Raw genomic sequence first — 21,238 nt, forward strand, 5'->3', positions numbered from 1 at the left:
AGGCTTCGGAGCTCAGCCAGCTCACTTGGATTCCCCCGTGGTTTCGTTCGCGGTGTCGAGGTCGTTCAGGCTGTTCAGGCCGTTCAGGCCGTTCAGGCCGTTCAGGTTGGGGAGGTTCGGCAGGGTGCGGGACTCCAGCAGCCGCTCCACGTACTTGGCGAGGACGTCCACCTCCAGGTTGACGCTCGCGCCGACGGTCTTCGCGCCGAGCGTGGTCAGCGCGAGGGTGGCGGGGATCAGGCTGACGGTGAAGCTGTCGCGGGCGGCCTCGACCACGGTGAGGCTCACGCCGTCGACGGTGATCGAGCCCTTCGCCACCAGGTAGCGGGAGATGGTCTCCGGGAGGCTGAACCGCAGGACCTCCCAGCGGAGTTCACCGGCCGCGTCGCGCTCGCCGGGCTCGCGGGCCAGCAGCCTGCCGGTCGCGTCGACGTGCCCCTGGACGAGGTGGCCGCCGAGCCGGTCGCCGAGCGCCATGGCGCGCTCCAGGTTGACCGGCGAGCCCGGTGCGAGCTCGCCCAGGCTGGAGCGGTGCAGCGTCTCCGCCATCACGTCGGCACTGAACTCGCCGGTGTCGGCCGCCAGTTGCTCGGGGGTGTCGACCACCGTCAGGCACACGCCGTTGACCGCGATCGAGTCGCCGTGACGCGCACCGGAACAGACCACCGGGCCGCGCAGGCGGATTCGCGAGGAGTCGCCGATCTCCTCGATCGACACGACCTCGCCGAGCTCTTCGATGATGCCGGTGAACACCCGGGTTCTCCTCGCGCTTGGGGCGCGGACTCCGGGGCGGCAAGGGGAGATGACACGGACGGGCACCGGTGCACGGAGCCGGTGGCACACCCGTCTCCGGGGTACCGCAGCAGCCGGGAGATCGCTCGCCCGGCACGGAAGCGCGTGCGCTCCCGCCGTCCACCTTCCCGCGGACCACCGGGGGGCCACGGGTACTGCTCTTCGTCCGCCCGCGCACGCCTCCCATCCGGACTTTAACCGTCGGTCCAGGAATTTCACCTGGTCAACCGCCCGCTGGCTGCGGACGGGTCGCGGACTGTAACCGCCGGTTCGGATTTTCACCGACCCCGGAGTGCGCTGAACGTCACTGCTGTTGCGGTCATTGTGCCACGGCGCGCGCAAGGCCAGCGAGAGGCTTTCGCTGTGGGCTGTTTCACGTGAGGGCGGGGAATGCGCGGCGCGCTCGTGGTCGCGGGGCACTCGTGATCGCGGGGCGACCGTGGGCGCGCAGCCGTGCGGTGGTGGTCGGCGGGGTCGGGGCGCAGGCTGGTGATGGTGGGGGTGTTCACGGAAGGTGAGGAAGCTCCGGGGTCCGGAGCTGTGGAGGCGAGAACGATGAAGTTCATGGACGTCCACCACGGGATGGCCGGGATCACCGGCGACCAGCTCAAGGCGGCCCACGACGCCGACCTGGCGGTCCAGGGCGACGAGGGCGTGCGGTTCGAGCAGGCGTGGGCCGACCCCGAATCGGGCACGGTGTACTGCCTCTCCGACGCGCCGTCCAAGGAGGCCGTGCAGCGCGTCCACACGCGTACGGGCCACCCGGCGGACGAGATCCACCCGGTGCCGCTGCAGATCTGAAGCCGCCGAGTGCCAAAGCCCGGCGGGCCCCAGAGCCTGGCGGGCCTCAGAGCCTGGCGGGTGCGGCGATCGGCATGAAGTGGCTGACCACGGGCGGGTGCGCGAGGTAGCTCAGCTCCCCCTCGGACCAGACCGGCCGGATCCGCCACATCGGCCCGGCGTACCCGCGCAGGGCCTCCTCGTCGCGCCACCGGCTGACCACGAGCACCCGGTGCCCGTCCTCGGTCACCGAGCGCAGCAGCTCGCCGCCCAGGCAGCCGTCGGTGCTGCCGAGCTGCGGGATCACCTTCGTCGTGAGCAGCGTGCAGAATTCCTCGACGCGCCCGGCCATGACCTGCCCGGCCCAGATCCTGACGATCACGACCACCACCTCCCGCGGAAGTCCTTGGCCCCATTATCAGCGGAATCTGCGGAAAAGCGCTGGTGGGGAGGGGTGGACTCGGATTCGCCCCGGCCGGTACCTTGACCCGCCCGGCTAGATTCGCCGGTATGACCAGCACATCGGAAACTTCCCTTCCGTCAACCGCCGGGCAGGACGGGCCGCACGGCCTCTTCGCCGCGCTCGACGCCGGTGCCCTGCGCACCGCCGAGCAGCTGCGCGAGGTCTACGAGCAGCCCGGCCAACGGGCGCGCCAGAAGCAGGTGGACCGGCTGCACGAGGTCGCGCGGCAGCTGATCGCCTGCTCGTCGATGGTCTTCGTGGCCAGCTCCGACGCCGAGGGCCGCTGCGACGTCTCGCCCCGCGGCGGGCCGGCCGGGCTCGTCTCGGTGCTCGACGAGTACACGCTGGCCATACCGGACGCCACCGGCAACAAACGCCTGGACACCCTGAACAACATCCTGGAGAACGGCCGGGTCGGGCTGCTCTTCGTCGTCCCCGGGCGGGACACCACCCTGCGCGTCAACGGGCGGGCCTGCGTGTCCACCGACCCGGAGCTGCTGCGCCGGCTGACGGCCGTCGGCAAGCCGCCGCGCAGCGCGATCGTCGTGGGCGTCGAGGAGGTGTACGCGCACTGCCCGAAGTCGTTCCTGCGCGGTTCGGCGTGGAAGCCGGAGAACTGGCTCGCCAAGGACGCACAGCCGAGCTCGGCGGCGGTCACGCTCTCGCACCTGCGGGACGGCGGGATGACCATCGAGATGATCGAGCAGGACGAGCGGGACGCGCTGCAGTACCGGTACGAGTAGGGGCTGCCGGAGCCCGGCCTGTCCGTCCGCGTCGGCCCGCATCCGTCCGCGCCGGTTCGCGTCGGTTCACGTTGTTCGCTCCGGTTCGCTCCGCCTGCGTCCGTTCGCGCGGTGGAGGTGCCCGGGCCGCGGGCGGCGGCTTGAATGGGCGGATGGACTGCGTCTTCTGTGCGGTCGTCGCCGGCACCGAGCCCGCGCACCGGGTGCTGGACGACGAGGCGGCGGTGGCATTCCTGGACCGGCGACCGCTCTTCCCCGGGCACGTCCTCGTCGTCCCGCGCACCCACCACCGCACCCTCGCCGACCTGCCGGCCGCCGACGTGGGGCCGTTCTTCCTGCGGGTCCAGCGGGTGGCCGCCGCCGTGGAGCGCGGGCTGGGCGCGGCCGGGAGCTTCGTCGCGGCGAACAACCGGATCAGCCAGTCGGTGCCGCACCTCCACGTCCACGTCGTGCCGCGCAATCCGAGGGACGGGCTGCGCGGCTTCTTCTGGCCGCGCGGGACGTACCCGGACGAGGCTGCGGCGGCCGAGGTCGCGGCGCGGCTGCGGGCGGCACTGGCGCCGTAGGGCGGGGCGGGGCCCCTTTCGGATTTCGTAAGCGCCTTTGACCAAACCCCTTGACAGGTATAGACCATAGCGGTTCAGTCGTCATCACCCCCACAACTCCCCCACTGCACGAGGGTGATGACGTGTCAGTCAAACGCGCATTCGCGCTGCTCTCCGCCATGACGACGGCGCTGGCCGTCCTCCTGCTCTTCCCGGCCGGCGCCGGCGCCGCCACCTGCGGCACGCCGTGGAGCTCCTCGGCCGTGTACACCGGCGGAGCCGCCGTCTCGTACGGCGGGCACAACTGGACCGCCAAGTGGTGGACTCAGAACGAGCCGCCCAGTACCGGCGGTTCCGGCGTCTGGTCCGACCAGGGCGCCTGCGGCGGCTCCGGCGACCCGTCGCCCACACCGACCCCCACCCAGCCCGGTCCGGGCGGATTCCCGGTCAGCCAGGCCCAGTTCGAGCAGATGTTCCCGAACCGGAACCCCTTCTACACCTACCAGGGCCTCCTCGACGCGCTCCCCGCCTACCCCGGCTTCACCACCACCGGCAGCGACACCGTCCGCCGGCAGGAGGCCGCCGCGTCCCTCGCCAACGTCAGCCACGAGACCGGCGGGCTGGTCTACGTCGTCGAGCAGAACACCGCCAACTACCCGCACTACTGCGACGCTTCGCAGCCCTACGGGTGCCCGGCCGGGCAGGCCGCGTACTACGGGCGCGGGCCGATCCAGCTCAGCTGGAACTTCAACTACAAGGCCGCCGGGGACTCGCTCGGGATCGACCTGCTGGACAGTCCGGGCCTGGTGGAGACCGATCCGGCCGTCGCCTGGAAGACCGGCCTCTGGTACTGGAACACCCAGAACGGGCCGGGCACCATGACCGCGCACGACGCGATGGTCAACGGCGCCGGCTTCGGCGAGACGATCCGCAGCATCAACGGCACGCTGGAGTGCAACGGCAACAACCCGGCGCAGATGCAGCACCGGGTCAGCCTGTACCAGGGGTTCGCGCAGCTCCTCGGCGTGGATCCGGGGGCGAACCTGACCTGCTGACGCGCCCCGCCCGTACTTCGCCCGTACTTCGCCCGTACTTCGCCCGGCCCGTACGTCGCCCCGCATTCCGCCCGTACTTCGCCTGTACTTCGGCGAGCGCAGCGGGGCGTACTCCCGGGGACGCACGGGGAGGCGGCGCAGATCACCATGAGGGCTGACGAATCGGCAGGTGGGCGGGCCTAGGCTCACAGTCATGAACGAACTCGCCTGCCTCGTCCAGCGGACGGCCGACCGGCTCGCGGGCCAGCACGTCGGCGCGGTGGTCGCCGGGCTGGCCGGCGGCGCCGTGGAGATCCACGGTGCCGGGCGCACCGGTCCGGGCGGCGGCGCGCCCGGACCGCGCACGCTGTTCGAAATCGGTTCCGTCACCAAGGTGTTCACCTCGCTCGCGCTCGCCCGGATGGTGCTCGACGGCTCCACCGCGCTGGAGGAGCCGGTCGCCGCACTGCTCCCCGGCGGCACCGCGCTCCCCGTCCGGGGCGGGCGGGAGATCACCCTGAAGGACCTCGCCACGCATACCTCGGGACTCCCCCGCCTGCCCCGGGGCGTCCTGGTGGCCAGTCTGTTCACCTCGCGCCGGTCCGATCCGTACGCGCACTGCACGGCGGAGCACGTCCTCGCCGGGCTCGGCCGCACCAAGCTGCGCTCGGCGCCCGGGCGCAGCTTCCGCTACTCCAACCTCGGCGCCGGGCTGCTCGGTCTCGCGCTGGCCGAGCGGGCCGGGGTCGGGTACGAGGAGCTGGTGCGCCGGGAGGTCTGCGCGCCGCTCGGGCTCGGGGACACCGTCGTGACGCCCGGCGAGGAGCATTCCGACCGGCTCGCCCGGGGGCACTCGGCGGCCGCACGGCCGGTGCCGTTCTGGGACCTCGCCGACCTGGGAGGCATGGGGGCGCTCCGCTCGACCGCCGCCGACCTCTCGATACTCCTGCGGGCCCAGCTGGCCGCCGGCCGCGAGCCGGACGGGCCGCTGGCGCCCGCGATCTCGCTCACCAGGGAGGTGCGGCACCGCGTCAACCCGTTCGCCTGGATGCACCTGGGGTGGCTCGGCCACCGCCTGCACACCCAGCAGGGCGGTCACCTCCAGATCTGGCACAACGGCGGCACGGGCGGGTTCCGGTCCTTCGTCGCCTTCGATCCGGAGAAGCAGGTGGGGGTGGTGGTCCTGGTCAACAGCGGGCGGTCGGCCGATTCGGCGGGGACGGCGCTGCTGCGCAGGTTGCAGAACGAGTTCGCGACGGCGGTGTAGCCGGCGCGGAGAGGCGGAAGCGGCAGAAGCGGAGGGACGGAACCGGAGGGGAACGGAAGCGGAGAGGCGGAAGCGGCGAGGCGGCGACGAGCCCGAGAGGGTTGGATTCTCGAACTCACTAGATCTATAGTGAGTTTGCTTTTCCAACTACCCTCTCAGGTCCCCAACACCCAAGAAGGGCGGCCGTCATGCGTGACGCCGTGATCGTCGAAGCCGTCCGCACCCCCGTCGGCAAGGGCAAGCCGGGAGGCTCGCTGGCCGGCGTCCACCCGGTCGAGTTGCTCGCGCACACGCTCCAGGCCCTGATCGGGCGCAGCGGCATCGATCCGGCCCTGGTCGACGACGTGATCGGCGGCTGCGTCGACCAGGTCGCCGAGCAGGCGATGAACACCACCCGCTACGCGTGGCTCGCGGCCGGGTTCCCGGACTCCGTCCCGGCGACCACGGTCGACCGGCAGTGCGGCTCCTCCCAGCAGGCGGTGCACTTCGCCGCGCAGGGCGTGATCGCGGGCGCCTACGACATCGTGGTCGCCTGCGGGATCGAGTCGATGAGCCGCGTGCCGATGTGGTCCAACGTGCCGCCCGGCGCCGATCCGTTCGGCGCGTCCGTCGCCGCCCGCTACCCCGGCGGGCTGGTCCCGCAGGGCGTCAGCGCCGAGCTGATCGCCGCGAAGTGGTCGATCTCGCGCGAGGAGATGGACGCCTTCGCCGCCGACTCGCACGCCAAGGCGGCACGAGCCCACGCGGACGGCCTGTTCACGGCCGAACTCGCACCGGTCCCCACCCCGAACGGGCTCGTGACCATGGACGAGTCGGTGCGGCTGGGCACCACCCCCGAGGTGCTCGCCGGGCTGCGCCCCGCCTTCGAGGACCCGGGCTACGCGGAGCGCTTCCCGCAGATCTCGTGGTCGGTGACGGCGGGCAACAGCAGCCCGATCAACGACGGCGCCTCCGCCGTCCTGATCACCAGCAGCGAGACCGCCGCCCGGCTCGGCCTGCGCCCGCTGGCCCGGCTGCACTCCTTCGCGGTCACCGGCTCGGACCCGCTGCTGATGCTCACCGGCGTGCTGCCCGCCACCGACAGGGTGCTGCGCCGCTCGGGGCTCTCGCTCGCCGACATCGACCTGTTCGAGGTGAACGAGGCCTTCGCGAGCGTCGTCCTGGCCTGGCTCCGGGAGACCGGCGCCGACCCGGCCCGGCTCAACGTCAACGGCGGCGCGATCGCCCTCGGCCACCCGCTGGGCGCGAGCGGCACCCGCCTGATGACCACCCTGGTCCACGAGATGCGCCGGCGCGGCGCGCGGTACGCGCTGCAGACGATGTGCGAGGCGGGCGGCCTGGCGAACGCGACGATCCTGGAGTCGATCGCCTGACGCCCGGAGTCGGTCGCCCGACGGCGGGGCCGGTGCACCCCTAGGGGTGCCCGTAGGGGCCGTATGTCGACGGCCGTCGTACTCTCCGGTGGAACCCCTACGCCGCTGAGGCGACGTCAATTCCATTGCGCGGCACATACGGTCCTCGCATGACCGGAATTCGTCGCACTGCCGCGGCGGCGGCCCTGCTGCTCGCCCTGCCGCTGTCCGTCGTCGCCGCCGCACCCGCGCTCGCCGCCTCCCCACCCGCGGCCGCCGCGGCCACCTCTCCCGGCACCGCCGGCACCCCGGCCACCACGCCGGCCGCCGTCCACGTCGAACTCCCGCACCCGACCGGGCCGCACGCGGTCGGGCGGGAGATCCTGCACCTCGTCGACCAGGACCGGCCCGACCCGTGGGTGCCGTCGGCGGGTCCGCGCCAGCTGATGGTGTCGATGTACTACCCCGCCAAGGCGGGCACCGGCGGCCCGGCCCCGTACATGACGCCCGAGGCCGCGCGGATGCTGCTGGACGCGAAGCTGCCGGGCAACACCATCCCGACCGAGGCGATCACCGCCACCCGGACCTGGGCCGAGTCCGACGCGCGCCCCGCGCCCGGCCGGTACCCGCTGATCCTCCTCTCGCCCGGCTTCACGATGCCGCGCACCTCGCTGACCAGCCTCGCCGAGGACCTGTCCAGCCGCGGCTACGTCGTCGCGCTGATCGACCACACCTACGAGAACACCGGAACGACCTTCCCCGACGGGCAGACGCTGCCCTGCGTCATGTGCGGCCAGCTGAAGACCCCGGAAGCCTGGGCGGGCCTGGACCGCAGCCGCGCGAAGGACGCCTCCTTCGTCCTCGACCAGCTGACCGCCCACCCCCACCCCGCCTGGCGTTACTCGCGCATGATCGACCCCGACCGCATCGGCATGGCCGGCCACTCCGCCGGCGGTGCGGCGACCGTCCCGGCCCTGCTCACCGACGACCGGATCCAGGCCGGCGTGGACCTGGACGGCAGCATGGACGTCACCGTGCCCGCCTCCGGCATCGGCGGCAAGCCGTTCATGATGATCGGCCACCCCCTGCCGGACGGCGAGGAGGACACCAGCTGGACCGAGAGCTGGCCCAACCTCGACGGCTGGAAGCGCTGGCTGACCGTCGCGGGCACCAACCACCCCTCGTTCACCGACTTCCCGCTGTTCCTCGACGCACTCGGCCTCCCCGACACCGGCCGGACGATCCCCGCCCGGCGCGCGCTCTCGCTCACGCGCGAGTACGTCGCGGCCTTCTTCGACCTGCAGTTGAAGGGCGTCGACCAGCCGATCCTCGACGGGCCGACGGCGGAGAACCCGGAGGTCGGCTTCCACTCGTAGGCGCCGGCCGCGAGCGTCGTGAGGCCGTCGGCACGGTGCCGACGGCCTCGTCGGCGTCCCCGCGCCCCGGCGGGGCCGGGCGGCGACCGGCAGGCCAGACGGCAGCCGGCAGCCGGGCAGGGCCGGCGGCGACCGGGCGGGTGGGCGGCGACCGGCAGGCCAGACGGCAGCCGGGCGGGGCAGGCGGCGACCGGGCGGGTGGGCCAGGGAACGCCCGGGCGGGCTAGGGAGCGGCCGAGGCGAGTGGTTCGAGCAGCCGGTGCGGGCCGGCCAGCGCGAGCGAGACCGGGTCGGTGCGCGGGGCGCCGCCGCGGCCGGGGTTGGGCCGGATCACGACTTCGGCGGGCGGGACGAACCGGCCGCAGTGCGGACACGCGCCTGTGCGGTCGAGGTCCGTGCCGCAGGCGGTGTGCGCGAAGAGGTGGCGCGGACCGTCCGGGGTGGCGTGCCGACCGCCCCAGCGGCTCAACAGGTAGAGCGGCGCCCACAGTTCGAGTCCGGCCTCGGTGAGCAGGTAGCCGTGGCGCAGCGGCGCGTACTGGTACGGCTCCTTGCGCAGGACGCCGGCGGCGACGAGCGTGTTGAGGCGGGCGGTGAGGACGGCCCGCGGGATGCCGAGGTGGACGAGGAAGTCGTTGAAGCGCTGCACGCCGTAGAAGGCGTCACGCACGATCAGGAGGCTCCAGCGCTCGCCGACCACCTCCAGGGCGCGGGCGAGTGCGCAGTCCTGCAGTTCGTAGTCGGTTCCGAGCGCCATGGCGGTCAGCGTAGTCCAGTCGCCCAGTGGGTTCAATCAACAGACTCTTGGTGGTAGCGTGCTGCCCGGAAAGCAGGTTCATTCACCAGACCCACTGGACCCACCGCCGCTCCCGGAGGGAACACCGATGTCCCCCGCACCAACCGGCCCCGTGCCCGTCCGGCCCGGTGCCACCCTGTTCACCGCCGCGGTCGCCACCGCGCTGGTCACCGTCGCCTACACCGCCCCCACCGCCTCGCTCGCCGCCACCGCCGAGGCGGCCCACCTCGGGGCCGGCGGCCGCACCTGGATCCTCACCGGCACCCTCGTCGGCATCTCGGCCCTGCTGCTCACCGCCGGCAGCGCGGCCGACGACCACGGGCGCAAGCGCGTCTTCACCTTCGGCGTACTGCTGTTCGCCGCCTCCGAGGCGCTCGCCGCCCTCGCCCCCGGCGGCGCCGCCTACCTCACCGCCCGGGTGCTGCTCGGCGCCGGTTCGGCGGCGATCCTGGCGCCCGCGCTCGGGCTGATCAGCCACGCGTTCCCGCCCGGACCGGCCCGGATCAGGGCGCTCGGCGTGTGGGGTGCGGCGGTCGGCCTGGGCATCGCGATCGGCCCGGTCTACGGCGCGCTGGTCGCGCAGTGGGCCGGGTGGCGGGCGGTCGGCGGCGGGCTCGCCGTCGTGTCCGCGGCGCTCGCGGCCCTCGCCTCGGCCGTCCTCGCCGAGTCACGGGCCGACCGGCCCCGCCCGCTCGACCCCTGGGGCGTCCTCACCCTCGCCGCCGGAACGACCTTGCTGATCGCCGGACTGGCCGAGGGCCGCACCGGCTGGGGCCGGCCCGCAGTACTGGTGCTGCTGGCGGCCGGGGTGCTGCTGCTCGCACTGTTCGCCCTGATCGAAGCCAAGGTCCGGGAGCCGATGCTGGACCTCTCGCTGTTCCGCAGCCCCGGCTTCATCGCGGCCACCGGCGGGGCGATGTTCACCGGGCTGTCGATGGTCGGCTTCATGAGCTACCTGCCCACCCTGCTCCAGGGCGTCCTCGGCCTCTCCGGGCTGGCGGTCGGCGGGGTGCTGGCCATCTGGTCGGGCCTCTCGGTCCTCGCCGCCCTCCAGGCCCGACGGCTCGCGGCCCACCTGGCGGCGACCACCCAGGTCGCGGTCGGGCTGCTGATCTGCGGCATCGGCGAGGCCGGCCTGTACGGGCTGGGCCCGGACTCCACCTGGGCACGGCTGGCGCCCGGGCTCGCGGTCGCGGGCATCGGCAGCGGCGTGCTGAACGCCGCCCTCGCCCGGCTCGCGGTGAGCAGCGTCCCGGCCCACCGGGCGGCCATGGGATCCGGCGCCAACAACACGTCCCGGTACGTGGGTTCGGCCCTGGGCGTGGCGGTCACGGTGGCCGTGGCCGCCTCCGCCCACCCGACCACCCCCGGCCACGAGGCAGCGGCCCGCGCCCTGGCGGCGGGCACCGACCGCGCCGTCGTCGTAGCGGCCGTCCTGTGCTTCGCCGGAGCCCTGCTGGCCCTGGCCTCCCGCGCTGCCGAATCCCGCAGGACGGAAGCCGCGGAGGGGGCGAAGGCCCCGACACGGGAGCGAGTCCCCACCAGTTGAGGGCCCACAGAAAGTCGCCCCACCCGACTTCTGGCGCTGCCCCACCACAGCAGAACGCCACCAACCCAATCGCCCAGGCCAAGCGGCTCCCCCACTCGCGCCAAAAGTCGGCCCGCCCGACTTCTCACGCCTCCGCCTGCCCAACACAGACCACAAAACCGAACCGGCCGACGCCCCTTCCCGGAGCCAAAAGCCACCCAAACGACGAAGCCCCACCCCGCGCCAAAAGTCGGCCCACCCGACCCCTGGCGCCCCCCACGAGCCCAACCCGGACCACAAAACCGAACCGACCCACGCCCCCACCCCGGAGCCAAAAGTCGGCCCAACCGACTTCCAGCGCGCCCCCTGCCCCAGCAGAGCCAGAATCCACCCAAGCGACGAGGCCCGCACTCCGCACCAAAAGTCGGCCCACCCGACTCCTGGTGCCCCACCCCAACCCAGAGCGCTCAACCGAGCCGGGAGGAACGGACCGAAAAGTCGACCCGCCCGACTTCCAGCGTCTCAGCGTCAGGCAAGCCTGCGCCCCACGGCCAGCCGGCGTCGAAAGACGCGGGCGGCCGCCAGCGCAGAAAGTCGATTCGGCCGACTTTCCGTCGCTGTGTGTGAGGGCAGTCGGGGGCCGGAAGAACAAGTCGGCCACGTCGACCTCCTCTCGCGTGCGCGGAGTCATGGAAACGCAGGGCGCAAGTCCGCGAGATCAAATCCCGTGCACGAGCAGACCGCACAGGAAGTCGGCCAGGACGACCTCCCACGACCCCAGCGATACCAACCGGGGCAGCGGGCCAGCGGAGCAAGCCGGTGAAATCAACACGCCACAACCGGGCCCACCACACAGGAAGTCGACCAGAACGACCTCCCACGACCCCGGCGATGACGACCGGGGCAGCGGGCCAGCGGAGCAAGCCGGTGAAATCGACACGCCACAACCGGGCCCACCACACAGGAAGTCGGCCAGGACGACTTCCCGCGCCCCCGGCGATGCCGACCGGGGCAGCGGGCCGGCGGAGGAAGCCGATGGAATCGACACGCCACAACCGAGCCCGCCACACAGGAAGTCGGCCAGGACGACCTCCCACGACCCCGGCGATACCGACCAGGGCAACGGGCCGGCGGAGGAAGTCGGCCAGGACGACTTCCCGCGGCCTGTCCGGCCGCGTGAGAAGCCGGTCGCATCGACTGCCCGTGGCTGTCGGAGAGTCGACCCGTGAGAGCAGGGAGCCCTACCGACTTCGCTTGCCGGATCGGGGTCATGATCGGCGCGCTGCTGGTGTCGCCGGTCTTGCTGGTGGCAGGCAGTCCGCTGCGCCGCCGGTGCGTGGGGCACCTCTACCGGGATGGTGCGCACTCGCCGGTCGACCGGGCGCGGGTTCGAGGGATCCGGGCCGTTGGGTGAGCCGCGGTCCGGTGGTCGGGGTTCTGGTGGGTACGCCCCGGGCGGTGATGTCACGGTGAGCGGGCTCCGGGGGCCGCGTGCGAAGATGGCAGGGCTGGTGGAAGCGATCTCCGGACGGTTCTCTGGCCATGGTGAACGAGAACGAGCCGCGCACGGGGGAGCCGCGGCAGGACGCCCTGCTGATGGTCCCGATCGCGACGGCGCTGATCGAGGCCGACGGGCGGATCCTGCACTGGAGCAGCGACGCCGAGGCACTGCTCGGTTACACCGCCGCCGAGGCGGTCGGTGCGAGGGCCGCGCAGTTGCTGACCTCGGACGAGGAGCGGCCCGACGTGCTGGAGCTGTTCCAGCAGATCCTGGACGGGCGGCCGTGGTCCGGGGTGTTCCCCGTGCGGCACCGGGACGGGCATCCCGTGAACCTGGAGTTCCGCACCCATCCCATCGCCGGCCCCGGCGGGCGCCCGCTGGTGCTGGCCGTCGCCTCGGACGTCACGACGCTGCGCCGGATCCAGGCGGACCTGGCGGTCCTGGACGGGTTCTTCACGCAGTCCCCGGTCGGCATGGGCGTCTTCGACGCCGATCTGCGGTTCGTCCGCCTCAACGAGGCGCTGGCCCGGGTCAACGGCCTGTCCGTCGGGGCGCACGTCGGCCACCGGCTGACCGAGCTGCTGCCCGGGATCAACGGCGCCGAGGCGGAGGCCGTGATGCGGCGGGTGCTGGAGACGGGCACGCCGGTCGTGGACACGCGCTCGCACGGCCGCACTCCGGGCGATCCGCAGCACGACCACGCCTGGTCCGCCTCGTACTTCCGGCTGGAGGAGCCGGGCGGGCGGGTGCTCGGGGTCAGTTCGACGGTCATCGACATCAGCAAGCAGTTCCACGCCGACGCCCGCGCCGCCCGCGCGCAGGAGCGGCTTGCCCTGCTCGTCGACGCGACGGCCTCCATCGGCACCACGCTCGACCTGCGGCAGACCGCCCGCGAGCTCGCCGACGCGATGGTCCCGAGGGTGGCCGACATCAGCGGCGTGTTCGCCCTGGAGGCGCTGGTCGCCGGGCGCAACGTCGAGCCGACCGACCGGCTCGTCCCGCTGCTGGTGCGCCGGCTGGCCCTCGCGTCCACCGATCCGCTGTACCCGGCGGAGGCCCTGCCCGTCGACGCGGTGTACGAGCTCCCCCACGACTCCCCGTACGCGCGGGCGCTCGCCACCGGGCGGACGGTCGTCGTGCCGTCCTGGGAGCTGCCGCTGCTCAGCGAGGGCATCACCGAGAGCCGCCGCCAGGCCGCGCTCGGCGACCGGCCGCGCTCGGTGCGGATCACCCCGCTGGTGGCGCGCGGCACGACGCTCGGCATGATCGTGTACTCGCGGCGCGGCGCCCGGGAGTCCTTCGCCGAGGCGGACATCACGCTCGGTGACGAGCTGGCCTCGCGCGCCGCCGTCGCGATCGACAACGCCCGGCTGTACCTGCGCCAGCACCAGACCGTCCTCGCCCGCCAGCAGGCGCTGCGGGAGGCGAAGGCCGCGCAGGAGCGGCTGGCGCTGGTCAACGTGGCGTCCGCCCGGATCGGCACCACGCTCGAAATCGACCGCACCGCGCAGGAGTTGGCCGAGGTGGCGACGCCCAGGCTGGCCGACACGGTGGTCGTCGAGGTGCTGGACGACCTCGTCCGCGGCGAGCGTGAGGCCCGCCCCTCCGGGGACGGCTCCGCGCTCCTGCGCCGGATGGCCTTCCACTCCGTGCACGGCTCCACCCTGCGCCCGATCGACCGGACCGGTGGCGTGCAGCGCTTCCGGCCCGGCTCGCCGTACGCGTGGGCGCTGGCGAACCGCAAGCCCGTGCTGGTGCCGCGGATGGACGCCGAGGGGCTGGCCTGGTTCGCCGACGACCCGGTGCGCACCGCCGCGGTGCGCGAGCAGAACGTCCGTTCGTTCATGGTGGTCCCGCTGATCGCGCGCGGCACTCCGGTCGGCGTCGCGGGCTTCTACCGCACCCTCGTCGAGCGCCCCTACGAGGACGACGACCTGGCGTTGGCCGGGGAGTTGGCGGTGCGGGCGGCCGTGTCCATCGACAACGCGCTGCTGTTCACCCGCGAGCGCGACGCCGCCGCGGCCCGCCAGCGCGCGCTCGACGAGGCATGGGCCGCGCAGCAGCGGCTGTCGCTGCTCAACGAGGCCAGCACACGGATCGGCACCACCCTCGATCTGCACAACACCGCACGGGAGTTGGTGGAGGTCGTGATCCCGCGCTTCGCCGACTTCGTCACCGTCGACCTGCGCGACGCGGTGCTCGGCGGCGAGGAGCCGGGGCCCGTCCCGCCCGACGGCTCGGTGCTGATGCGGGCGGTCGCGGTCGGCGAGGTCGGCCCCTCGGGCACCATGACCGGCGCGGCGGACTCCGTCGGCGAGACGTCGCAGTCCGCCGCGCTGTACGCCGAGAGCCTGCGCAGCGGGCGGTCGATCCTCGTCTCCGAGGTCACCGAGGACGACCTGCGCCGGATCGTCGCCTCGCCCGACCGGGTGGAGCCCGGGCTGGCGGCGGGGGTGCACTCGTACCTGATGGTGCCGCTGGTGGCGCGCGGACTCGTGCTCGGCGGGGCGGAGTTCATCCGCATGGCCAACCCGGTGCCGTTCGGGCCGGCCGACCAGGCGCTGGCCGAGGAGCTCGCCGCCCGCACCGCCCTCGCGATCGACAACGGACGGCTCTACCGGCGCGAGCGGGACACCGCGCTCACCCTCCAGCGCAGCCTGCTGCCGCAGGAGATCCACCGCACGCTCGGCCTGGACATCGCCTACCGCTACCTGCCGAGCAGTGTCGTCAGCGAGGTCGGCGGCGACTGGTTCGACGTCGTTCCGCTGCCCTCCGGGCGGGTCGCGCTGATCGTCGGCGACGTCATGGGACACGGCATCCGGGCCGCCGCCACCATGGGCCAACTGCGCACCGTCGCCCGCACGTTGATCACCCTCGACCTCGACCCGGCGCGCGTCCTGCACCGGCTCGACGAGGCCACCATCGCACTCGGGGACGGGCAGTTCGCGACCTGCGTGTGCGTCGTCTACGACCCCGTCGACCGCCACTGCACCGCCGCCTGCGCCGGACACCTGCCGCCGGTCGTCGCCGAGCCCGGCGGGCGGGCCCGGACGATCGAGCTGCCGCCCGGCGCACCGCTCGGCGTCGGCGGAGTCCCGTTCGAGAGCGTCGAGTTCACCCTCCCCGAGGAGGCCATCCTCGCGCTCTACACCGACGGGCTCGTCGAACGCCGGGGCCGCGACATCGACGAGGGCATCCAACTGCTCTGCCGCACGATCGCCGACCGGCGCCGCTCCCTGGAGCAGACCTGCGACGCCGTCCTCGCCGAACTCACCGGCCGCACCGCCGAGGACGACATCGCCGTCATCATGGCCCAGGTCCGCCCGGTCGGCGCGGACCGGATCGCGACCCTGCCGCTCAGCGGCGACCGCGCGATGGTCGCGCACTCCCGCCGCTTCACCCGCACGACGCTCGCCGACTGGGGGCTCGACGCCCTCGCCGACTGGGCCGAGCTGCTCACCAGCGAACTCATCACCAACGCCCTCGTCCACGCCGGATCCCCCACCCAGCTGCGGCTGTTCTGCAACCGGATGCTCACCGTCGAGGTCGCCGACCAGGAGGGCGAGGCCCCGCGCATGCGGCCCGCCAGGTCCGAGGACGAGGGCGGGCGCGGCATGCACCTCGTCAACGAGCTCGCCCACCGCTGGGGCAGCCGGCGAACCGGGGACGGCAAGGTGGTCTGGTTCGAGCTGGAGCTGCCGCCCGGCACGACGGGCACCTCCTGAACCGCGTGTGGCCTGCGACGACAACGGTTGATTGTCGGCCCCGCACTGCGGTTGTTGGCCCGGTGCGGTACCTGCGCGGTTGTCTGGTGGCAACGGCGGGACAGCCCCACCGGAGGACACCAGAGGAGCCACCGTGAACCAGCAGCTCGACACCCGCACCGTCGTCACCGCCTACGTCACCGCGATCGCCGGGGGTGACCTCGACACCGCCGTCGCCTGCTTCGCCGACGACGCGACTTGGGAGTACCCGGGCACCCTCCCCCTGTCGCGGGTGTGGCGCGGCAAGGAAGCCATCTTCAGCGAGTTCCTCGTCGGCGCGCGCGCCCTGTTCGCCCCCGACACCCCGCTGGAGGTGACGCTCACCCAGGTTCTCGCAGACGGCCCGAAGGCCCTCGCCGAGTGGACTTCCAAGGGGACGGCCGCGAACGGCAGCGCGTACGAGAACCACTGCGCGGCCGTGTTCACCGTCGAGAACGGGCTGATCACGGCCGTCCGCGAATACCTCGACACCGACCACGTCGCACGGACGCTCTTTGCCTGACGTCTCGTCAGGCCGGCAGGAGCAGGTTGACGTCGCCGAACTCGTGCCAGAGGTACCGGCTCCGGACGGCCTCGCGGTAGCAGCGGGCGAGGAGCGGAAGGCCGGCGACGGCGGCCAGGAGCTGGAGGTGGGAGGCCCGCGGCTCGTGCCAGCCGGTCAGGAGACCGTCGACCGCCCGGACGCCGCGCTCGGGGGTGATGACCAACTCCGTCCAGCCGTCGGCCTCGTGGACCGTCCCGTCCGGGTCGGCGGCGGACTCCAGCGCCCGCACCGCGGTGGTGCCGACGGCGATCACCCGGCCGCCGCCCGCCCGGACGTGGCCCACCAGTCGGGCGGTCGCCGCCGGGACGTGGAACCGCTCCGCGTACGGCGCCTCGTGCGCCTCCGGGGACGCGACGCCGGTGTGCAGGGTGATCGGCGCGAGCAGCACGCCGCGGCCGGCCAGGCGGGCGACCACCTCCGTCGTGAACGGGCGTGCGGCACTGGGCATTTCACTGCTGCCGGGGATGGTGGCGAACGCCGTCTGGTAGGCCTCCATCGGCCAGTCGCGGTCCACGTAGCCGTACCGGATCGCCCGGCCGTGGAGTGACAGGTACGGCAACAGCGCTGCGGGGAGGTCGAGTTCGGCGTACCAGAGGCGGGCGGTGAACGGGGTGGTCAACTCGGCGGCACCGCCGGCCGGCAGGCCGATCCGCAGGCCCGGGCGGGCCGGGCTGTCCTCGGGCGGGTAGTACTCCGCCGCCCTCCCGGGCACGACGCGGCGCAACTCCACCAGGAACGCTCCGCGTTGGTCCGGCTGGGCCGAGGACAGGTGCAGTGCGACCGGCGTTCCGTCGGGCAGCCGTCCGGGCAGGGCCGCCGGGATCGTCGCGGAGTTGTTGACCACCAGCAGGTCGCCGGGGCGCAGCACGTCGGGCAGGTCGGTGAAGCGGTGGTGCTCCACGGTGTCGCGCTCGCGCCGTCCGACCAGCATCCGGACGCCGTCGCGCGCCCGGCCGCGGGCCTCCGCCGGTGCGGGGGCGGAGAGTTCGGGCGGGACGGTGAAGTCGGGGCCGAGCTCCGTAAGGACGGTCATCGCCCACCTCGGACCGCTGCGAGATCCGCCGCACGGTCCGCCGTGCGGTCCCCCGTGCGGTCCGCTGCGACGTCCGCTGCGAGGTCCTCCGCCCGGTACCGGCCGGACGGCGCGCCGTCCCTGAGCAGGCCGAGCAGGGCGGGGGCGACCTCCTCCGGCAGCGGCTCGCCGGAGATGTCCTCGCCGGGGCTCGCCGCCTGGAGCATCTCGGTCCGCATGCTGCCCGGATCGACCGCCCAGACCCGCAACTCCGGCTCCTCCCTGGCGAGTACGGCGGTGGCGAGGTCGAGCGCCGCCTTGCTCGCGCCGTAGCCGCCCCAGCCGACGTACGGCACGACGGCCGCGTCGGAGCTGATGTTCAGCACCGCGCCGCCGTGGGCGCGCAGCTGCGGCAGGACGAGCTGGGTGAGCGCGATCGGGGCGAGGGCGTTGACCTCGAACGTCTCCAGGAGTTCGGGCAGCGGCGCGTCGGCGATCCTGGGCAGCGGTTCGGCGCGCGCGTCGTCCGTGCCGTTGAGGGTCCCGGCGTTGTTGATCAGGAGGCTCGCGCCGCCGAGCCCGGCGGCGGCCTCGGCGAGGCGGGCGCGGTGGTCGTCGTCCACGATCGAGCCGGGCAGCGCGACGACCCTGGTGACGGCGCCCAGCCGGGCCTCGGCGGCGGCGAGCCCGGCGGCGCCCCGGGCGGTGATCACCAGCTGCCACCCGTCGGCGGCGAGCGCCTCGGCGAGGGCCAGGCCGAGTCCTCGGGAGGCCCCGGTGACGACGGCGACGCGGGTGGGGGTGGTGGGGGTGGCGGGGGTGGCGGGGGCGGTGTGCTGTGCTGCGTTCATGCCCCCACGATCGCTCCGAGCGTCCGGGTGCCGGATCGGCCACCGGGACCGGGACCCGGTCGTCCGTTGGTCCTAGGGCGCCGGGTCCGACGTAGGGCGCCGGGGTCCGACGGTCAGGAGCCCCCGGCCCCGGCCGCCCAGCCCTCCGGGTCGGTCCAGGCGGACAGGGCGCGACGGCTCTCGAAGCGGTGCTCGCGGCCGGTCACGGGATCGGTGAACTCGACGACGGAGGCGAGCAGTTGGAGCGGCCGGCGGAAGTCGTCCGCGGCCGGCTCGGGCAGCACCACCGGGTACACCGGGTCGCCCAGGATCGGCACGCCCAGGCCGGACATGTGCAGCCGCAGCTGGTGCGTGCGCCCGCTGAGCGGCCGGAGCCGGTAGCGGCCGAGGCCGTCGCGCCGCTCCAGCAGGTCGATCCGGCTCTCGCTGTTCGGCGGGGCGTCGACCTCCCGGGCCGCGATCACCCCGCGCTCCTTCACGATGTGGCTGCGGACGGTCCGCGGCAGGCTCAGCCCCGGGTCGAAGGGCGCGACGGCCTCGTACTCCTTGCGGACCAGCCGGTCGCGGAAGAGCGTCTGGTACGCGCCGCGCTCCTCGGGCCGCACGACGAACAGGGCGAGCCCGGCGGTGAGGCGGTCGAGCCGGTGTGCGGGGCTGAGCGCGGGCAGGTCGAGGCCGTGCCGCAGCCGCGACAGCGCCGTCTCGACGACGTGCTTGCCGCGCGGGGTGGTGGCCAGGAAGTGCGGCTTGTCGACGACGACCAGGTGTTCGTCGCGGTGCACGACGGCGAGCTCGAACGGCACCCGCACCTCGTCGGGGAGGTCCCGGTAGAACCACAGGTGCCCGCCGGGCCGGAACGGGTCGTCCGGCGCGACCGGCCCGTCCTCGCCCACGATCTCCCGCCCGTGCAGCGCGGCGTCGACGCGCGCCGTGCCGACGGCGGCCAGCCGCTCGACGAGGTACGCCCGGACGGTCTCCCAGGGCCCCTCGATCGGCAGTCGCAGGTGCACGGGGTCCACACCGTTGCGCTGCGGAAGGGGGGAGGCCGGGCGGCGGCTCTTGCGTCTCATCTCGGTCACCCAGCCTAGCCGGGCGGCCGACGGCCCGGCCGACGGGGGCGCGGCCGGAGTCCCTGACCGCGTGGGTGGCACCCGGCCTGCTCCGAAAGACACGCCCTGGGTGCCGGGTGTCGGGGGCGCGGGGACAGTGGAGGAGTGATCGAGGAGGAGGACGAGCCGGGGGACTTGCCGCCGTTGCACTTGCCCCGGCGGACGCGGGGGTTGCTGTACGGCGCGTTCCTGCTGCTCGCCGGGGCCGTCGTGGCCGACCTGGTGAGCGGGCCCGGCACGACGCTCTCGCCGCTGCTCGCGGTCGCCCCGGTGCTGGCCGGGGCCACCACCAGGAAGGCGCGGGTGCCGCTCCTGGTCGGTGCGGCGGCGCTGCTGGCCGTGGGCACGCTGGAGAGCGCCAACGAGCAGCTGCCGACCGCCGTCCGGGTCAGCGTGCTGGTGACCGTCCTCGCCGCGACCCTGGCCAGCGCCGCCAACGTGCTGCTCGTGGCGGCGCGCGAGCGGGAACTGTTCCAGGTCCGCACGGTGGCCGAGGCGGCGCAGCGGGCGCTGCTGCGGCCGCCGCCGGAGCGGATCGGCCGGCTGCGGCTGGCCGTGCGGTACGTGGCGGCGGCGGCCGAGGCGCGGATCGGCGGGGACCTGTACGCCGTCCTCGACACCCGGTTCGGGGTGCGGATCCTGCTCGGGGACGTCCAGGGGCACGGGCTGCCCTCGGTGGAGACGGCGGCGGACGTGCTGGGGGTGTTCCGGGAGGGCGCGCGGACCGAGCCCGACCTCGGGCGGCTCGCGGAGCGCCTGGACGCGGCGCTCGCCGCGAGACCGGGCGACGGGCGGTTCGCGACCGCGCTGCTGCTGAGCGTGCCACCGGGCCGGGAGCCGGTGACGGTCGTGAACTGCGGCCATCCGCACCCCCTGCTGCGCCGCGCGGGCGTGGTGGGCGAGCTGGAGCCGGAGGAGGCGGCGCCGCCGCTGGGACTGCTCGGGCTGACCGGCGGCCGCTACCCGGTGGGGCGCTTCGAGGCGCGGCCGGGCGATCTTCTGCTCCTGTACACCGACGGGGTCTCGGAGGCCCGGAACGCCGACGGGGTGTTCTACCCGCTGGCGCAGCGGCTGCCCGGCCTGCACGCGGGGCAGCCGGCGGACCTGCTGGACGGCGTGCTGGCGGACGTCGACGACTGGGTCGGCCCGGCCGGGCTCGCGGACGACGCGGCGCTGCTCGCGATCCGCTGGGAGCAGCGCGCGGAGCGCTGACCAGGGCATTCACCCGTGTGGGGCGCGATTGTCAGAGCTGTGTGCAAGGCTCTGATCGCGGTCGACGGGGTGTCGGTCGCGGAGACGTTCGTCGAGGGGAGAGCGCCATGGGGCACAGGGCGAGCGGGGCGTTCGAGCTGACCGCCTTCGAGCCGGTGGAGACGGAGGAGCGGGCGGGTGCGGCGTTCGGCCGGATCCGGATCGCCAAGACGTTCACGGGCGGGATCACCGGCACGAGCGAGGTGCGGATGACGTCCGTCGGGGACGCCGCGGGCGCGCCGGCCTCGTACGTCGCGGTGGAGCACGTGACGGGTGAACTGGACGGGCGGAAGGGCTCGTTCGTGCTCCAGCACGCCGCCTGGGACACCACCGGTGTGACGATACGCGTCGTCCCGGGCACCGGCTCGGGCGAGTTGGCCGGGCTCACCGGGGAGTTCCACCTGACCGTCGGCGAGGATGGCGCGCACACCTACCTCCTGGAGTACGAGCTGGGCTGACGCCGCCGCCCCTCCGTCGACCGTCCCCCGGTCGGCTGCGCGCCGCGCGCTCCGGTCGGCCGGGCACACTGC

General features: G+C 73.7%; 18 protein-coding genes and 1 riboswitch. Of the genes, 12 read left to right on the top strand and 6 right to left on the bottom strand.

Features of this window, described 5'->3' with window-relative positions; all coding sequences use genetic code 11:
• Window positions 1-21 precede the first annotated feature (21 nt).
• Window positions 22-753, bottom strand: coding sequence for a riboflavin synthase (locus tag ACFVU9_RS15240; RefSeq protein ID WP_387593586.1), 732 nt, complete (start codon window positions 751-753; stop codon window positions 22-24).
• Window positions 754-963: 210 nt separating this feature from the next.
• Window positions 964-1,091, bottom strand: a riboswitch (FMN riboswitch).
• Between the two features lie 256 nt (window positions 1,092-1,347).
• Between ACFVU9_RS15240 and ACFVU9_RS15245 the strand changes: the two genes are divergently transcribed.
• Window positions 1,348-1,593, top strand: a complete 246-nt coding sequence (locus tag ACFVU9_RS15245; RefSeq protein ID WP_380438917.1) for an SCO4226 family nickel-binding protein — start codon at window positions 1,348-1,350, stop codon at window positions 1,591-1,593.
• 46 nt (window positions 1,594-1,639) lie between these two features.
• On the opposite strand, the gene ACFVU9_RS15250 is transcribed toward ACFVU9_RS15245, so the two are convergent.
• On the bottom strand, window positions 1,640-1,954 hold the full coding sequence (locus tag ACFVU9_RS15250; RefSeq protein ID WP_380438915.1) for an antibiotic biosynthesis monooxygenase family protein: 315 nt from the start codon (window positions 1,952-1,954) through the stop codon (window positions 1,640-1,642).
• A gap of 128 nt (window positions 1,955-2,082) precedes the next feature.
• Here ACFVU9_RS15250 and ACFVU9_RS15255 point away from each other — a divergent pair, with 128 nt between their 5' ends.
• The 6 genes from ACFVU9_RS15255 (at window position 2,083) to ACFVU9_RS15280 (ending at window position 8,352) form a co-directional block, all read left to right on the top strand.
• Window positions 2,083-2,778, top strand: coding sequence for an MSMEG_1061 family FMN-dependent PPOX-type flavoprotein (locus ACFVU9_RS15255; RefSeq protein ID WP_387593588.1), 696 nt, complete (start codon window positions 2,083-2,085; stop codon window positions 2,776-2,778).
• Between the two features lie 152 nt (window positions 2,779-2,930).
• Window positions 2,931-3,344 (top strand): HIT family protein, encoded by a 414-nt coding sequence (locus ACFVU9_RS15260; protein WP_387593590.1) that lies wholly within the window; start codon window positions 2,931-2,933, stop codon window positions 3,342-3,344.
• A gap of 158 nt (window positions 3,345-3,502) precedes the next feature.
• Window positions 3,503-4,378 (top strand): glycoside hydrolase family 19 protein, encoded by an 876-nt coding sequence (locus ACFVU9_RS15265; protein ID WP_387593627.1) that lies wholly within the window; start codon window positions 3,503-3,505, stop codon window positions 4,376-4,378.
• A gap of 193 nt (window positions 4,379-4,571) precedes the next feature.
• Window positions 4,572-5,624 (top strand): serine hydrolase domain-containing protein, encoded by a 1,053-nt coding sequence (locus tag ACFVU9_RS15270; RefSeq protein ID WP_387593591.1) that lies wholly within the window; start codon window positions 4,572-4,574, stop codon window positions 5,622-5,624.
• A gap of 188 nt (window positions 5,625-5,812) precedes the next feature.
• The gene (locus ACFVU9_RS15275) at window positions 5,813-6,997 is read left to right on the top strand and encodes a thiolase family protein (RefSeq protein ID WP_387593593.1); all 1,185 of its coding nucleotides are present in this window, start codon (window positions 5,813-5,815) and stop codon (window positions 6,995-6,997) included.
• A 149-nt stretch (window positions 6,998-7,146) separates the two neighbouring features.
• Complete coding sequence (locus ACFVU9_RS15280) at window positions 7,147-8,352, top strand: alpha/beta hydrolase family protein (protein ID WP_387593595.1); 1,206 nt, start codon at window positions 7,147-7,149, stop codon at window positions 8,350-8,352.
• A gap of 223 nt (window positions 8,353-8,575) precedes the next feature.
• Here the strand turns inward: ACFVU9_RS15280 and ACFVU9_RS15285 are convergent, their stop codons facing one another.
• On the bottom strand, window positions 8,576-9,109 hold the full coding sequence (locus ACFVU9_RS15285) for a winged helix-turn-helix transcriptional regulator (RefSeq protein ID WP_380507578.1): 534 nt from the start codon (window positions 9,107-9,109) through the stop codon (window positions 8,576-8,578).
• Between the two features lie 127 nt (window positions 9,110-9,236).
• On the opposite strand from ACFVU9_RS15285, the gene ACFVU9_RS15290 reads away from it, so the two are divergent.
• From ACFVU9_RS15290 to ACFVU9_RS15300, 3 genes are all read left to right on the top strand, one after another.
• Window positions 9,237-10,697 carry an MFS transporter gene (locus tag ACFVU9_RS15290; protein WP_387593597.1) on the top strand — a complete coding sequence of 487 codons (1,461 nt, stop codon included), beginning with the start codon at window positions 9,237-9,239 and terminating at the stop codon, window positions 10,695-10,697.
• A 1,521-nt stretch (window positions 10,698-12,218) separates the two neighbouring features.
• Window positions 12,219-15,902, top strand: coding sequence for a SpoIIE family protein phosphatase (locus ACFVU9_RS15295; protein ID WP_380438900.1), 3,684 nt, complete (start codon window positions 12,219-12,221; stop codon window positions 15,900-15,902).
• Window positions 15,903-16,035: 133 nt separating this feature from the next.
• On the top strand, window positions 16,036-16,443 hold the full coding sequence (locus tag ACFVU9_RS15300; RefSeq protein ID WP_387593599.1) for a nuclear transport factor 2 family protein: 408 nt from the start codon (window positions 16,036-16,038) through the stop codon (window positions 16,441-16,443).
• Window positions 16,444-16,450: 7 nt separating this feature from the next.
• Here the strand turns inward: ACFVU9_RS15300 and ACFVU9_RS15305 are convergent, their stop codons facing one another.
• From ACFVU9_RS15305 to ACFVU9_RS15315, 3 genes are all read right to left on the bottom strand, one after another.
• Window positions 16,451-17,518, bottom strand: a complete 1,068-nt coding sequence (locus tag ACFVU9_RS15305) for an S-adenosylmethionine:tRNA ribosyltransferase-isomerase (RefSeq protein ID WP_387593601.1) — start codon at window positions 17,516-17,518, stop codon at window positions 16,451-16,453.
• Window positions 17,515-18,348, bottom strand: a complete 834-nt coding sequence (locus tag ACFVU9_RS15310) for an SDR family NAD(P)-dependent oxidoreductase (RefSeq protein WP_387593603.1) — start codon at window positions 18,346-18,348, stop codon at window positions 17,515-17,517. Before ACFVU9_RS15310 ends, ACFVU9_RS15305 begins: the two co-directional genes overlap by 4 nt.
• A 113-nt stretch (window positions 18,349-18,461) precedes the next feature.
• Window positions 18,462-19,418: an RluA family pseudouridine synthase gene (locus ACFVU9_RS15315; protein WP_380507592.1), complete on the bottom strand. Its 957-nt coding sequence runs from the start codon at window positions 19,416-19,418 to the stop codon at window positions 18,462-18,464.
• Window positions 19,419-19,562: 144 nt separating this feature from the next.
• On the opposite strand from ACFVU9_RS15315, the gene ACFVU9_RS15320 reads away from it, so the two are divergent.
• Complete coding sequence (locus ACFVU9_RS15320) at window positions 19,563-20,669, top strand: PP2C family protein-serine/threonine phosphatase (protein WP_380498127.1); 1,107 nt, start codon at window positions 19,563-19,565, stop codon at window positions 20,667-20,669.
• A 107-nt stretch (window positions 20,670-20,776) separates the two neighbouring features.
• The gene (locus ACFVU9_RS15325) at window positions 20,777-21,166 is read left to right on the top strand and encodes a DUF3224 domain-containing protein (protein WP_387593605.1); all 390 of its coding nucleotides are present in this window, start codon (window positions 20,777-20,779) and stop codon (window positions 21,164-21,166) included.
• The last annotated feature ends 72 nt before the right edge of the window (window positions 21,167-21,238 follow it).

Source organism: Kitasatospora sp. NPDC057936 (assembly GCF_042887525.1).
Lineage (GTDB): Bacteria > Actinomycetota > Actinomycetes > Streptomycetales > Streptomycetaceae > Kitasatospora.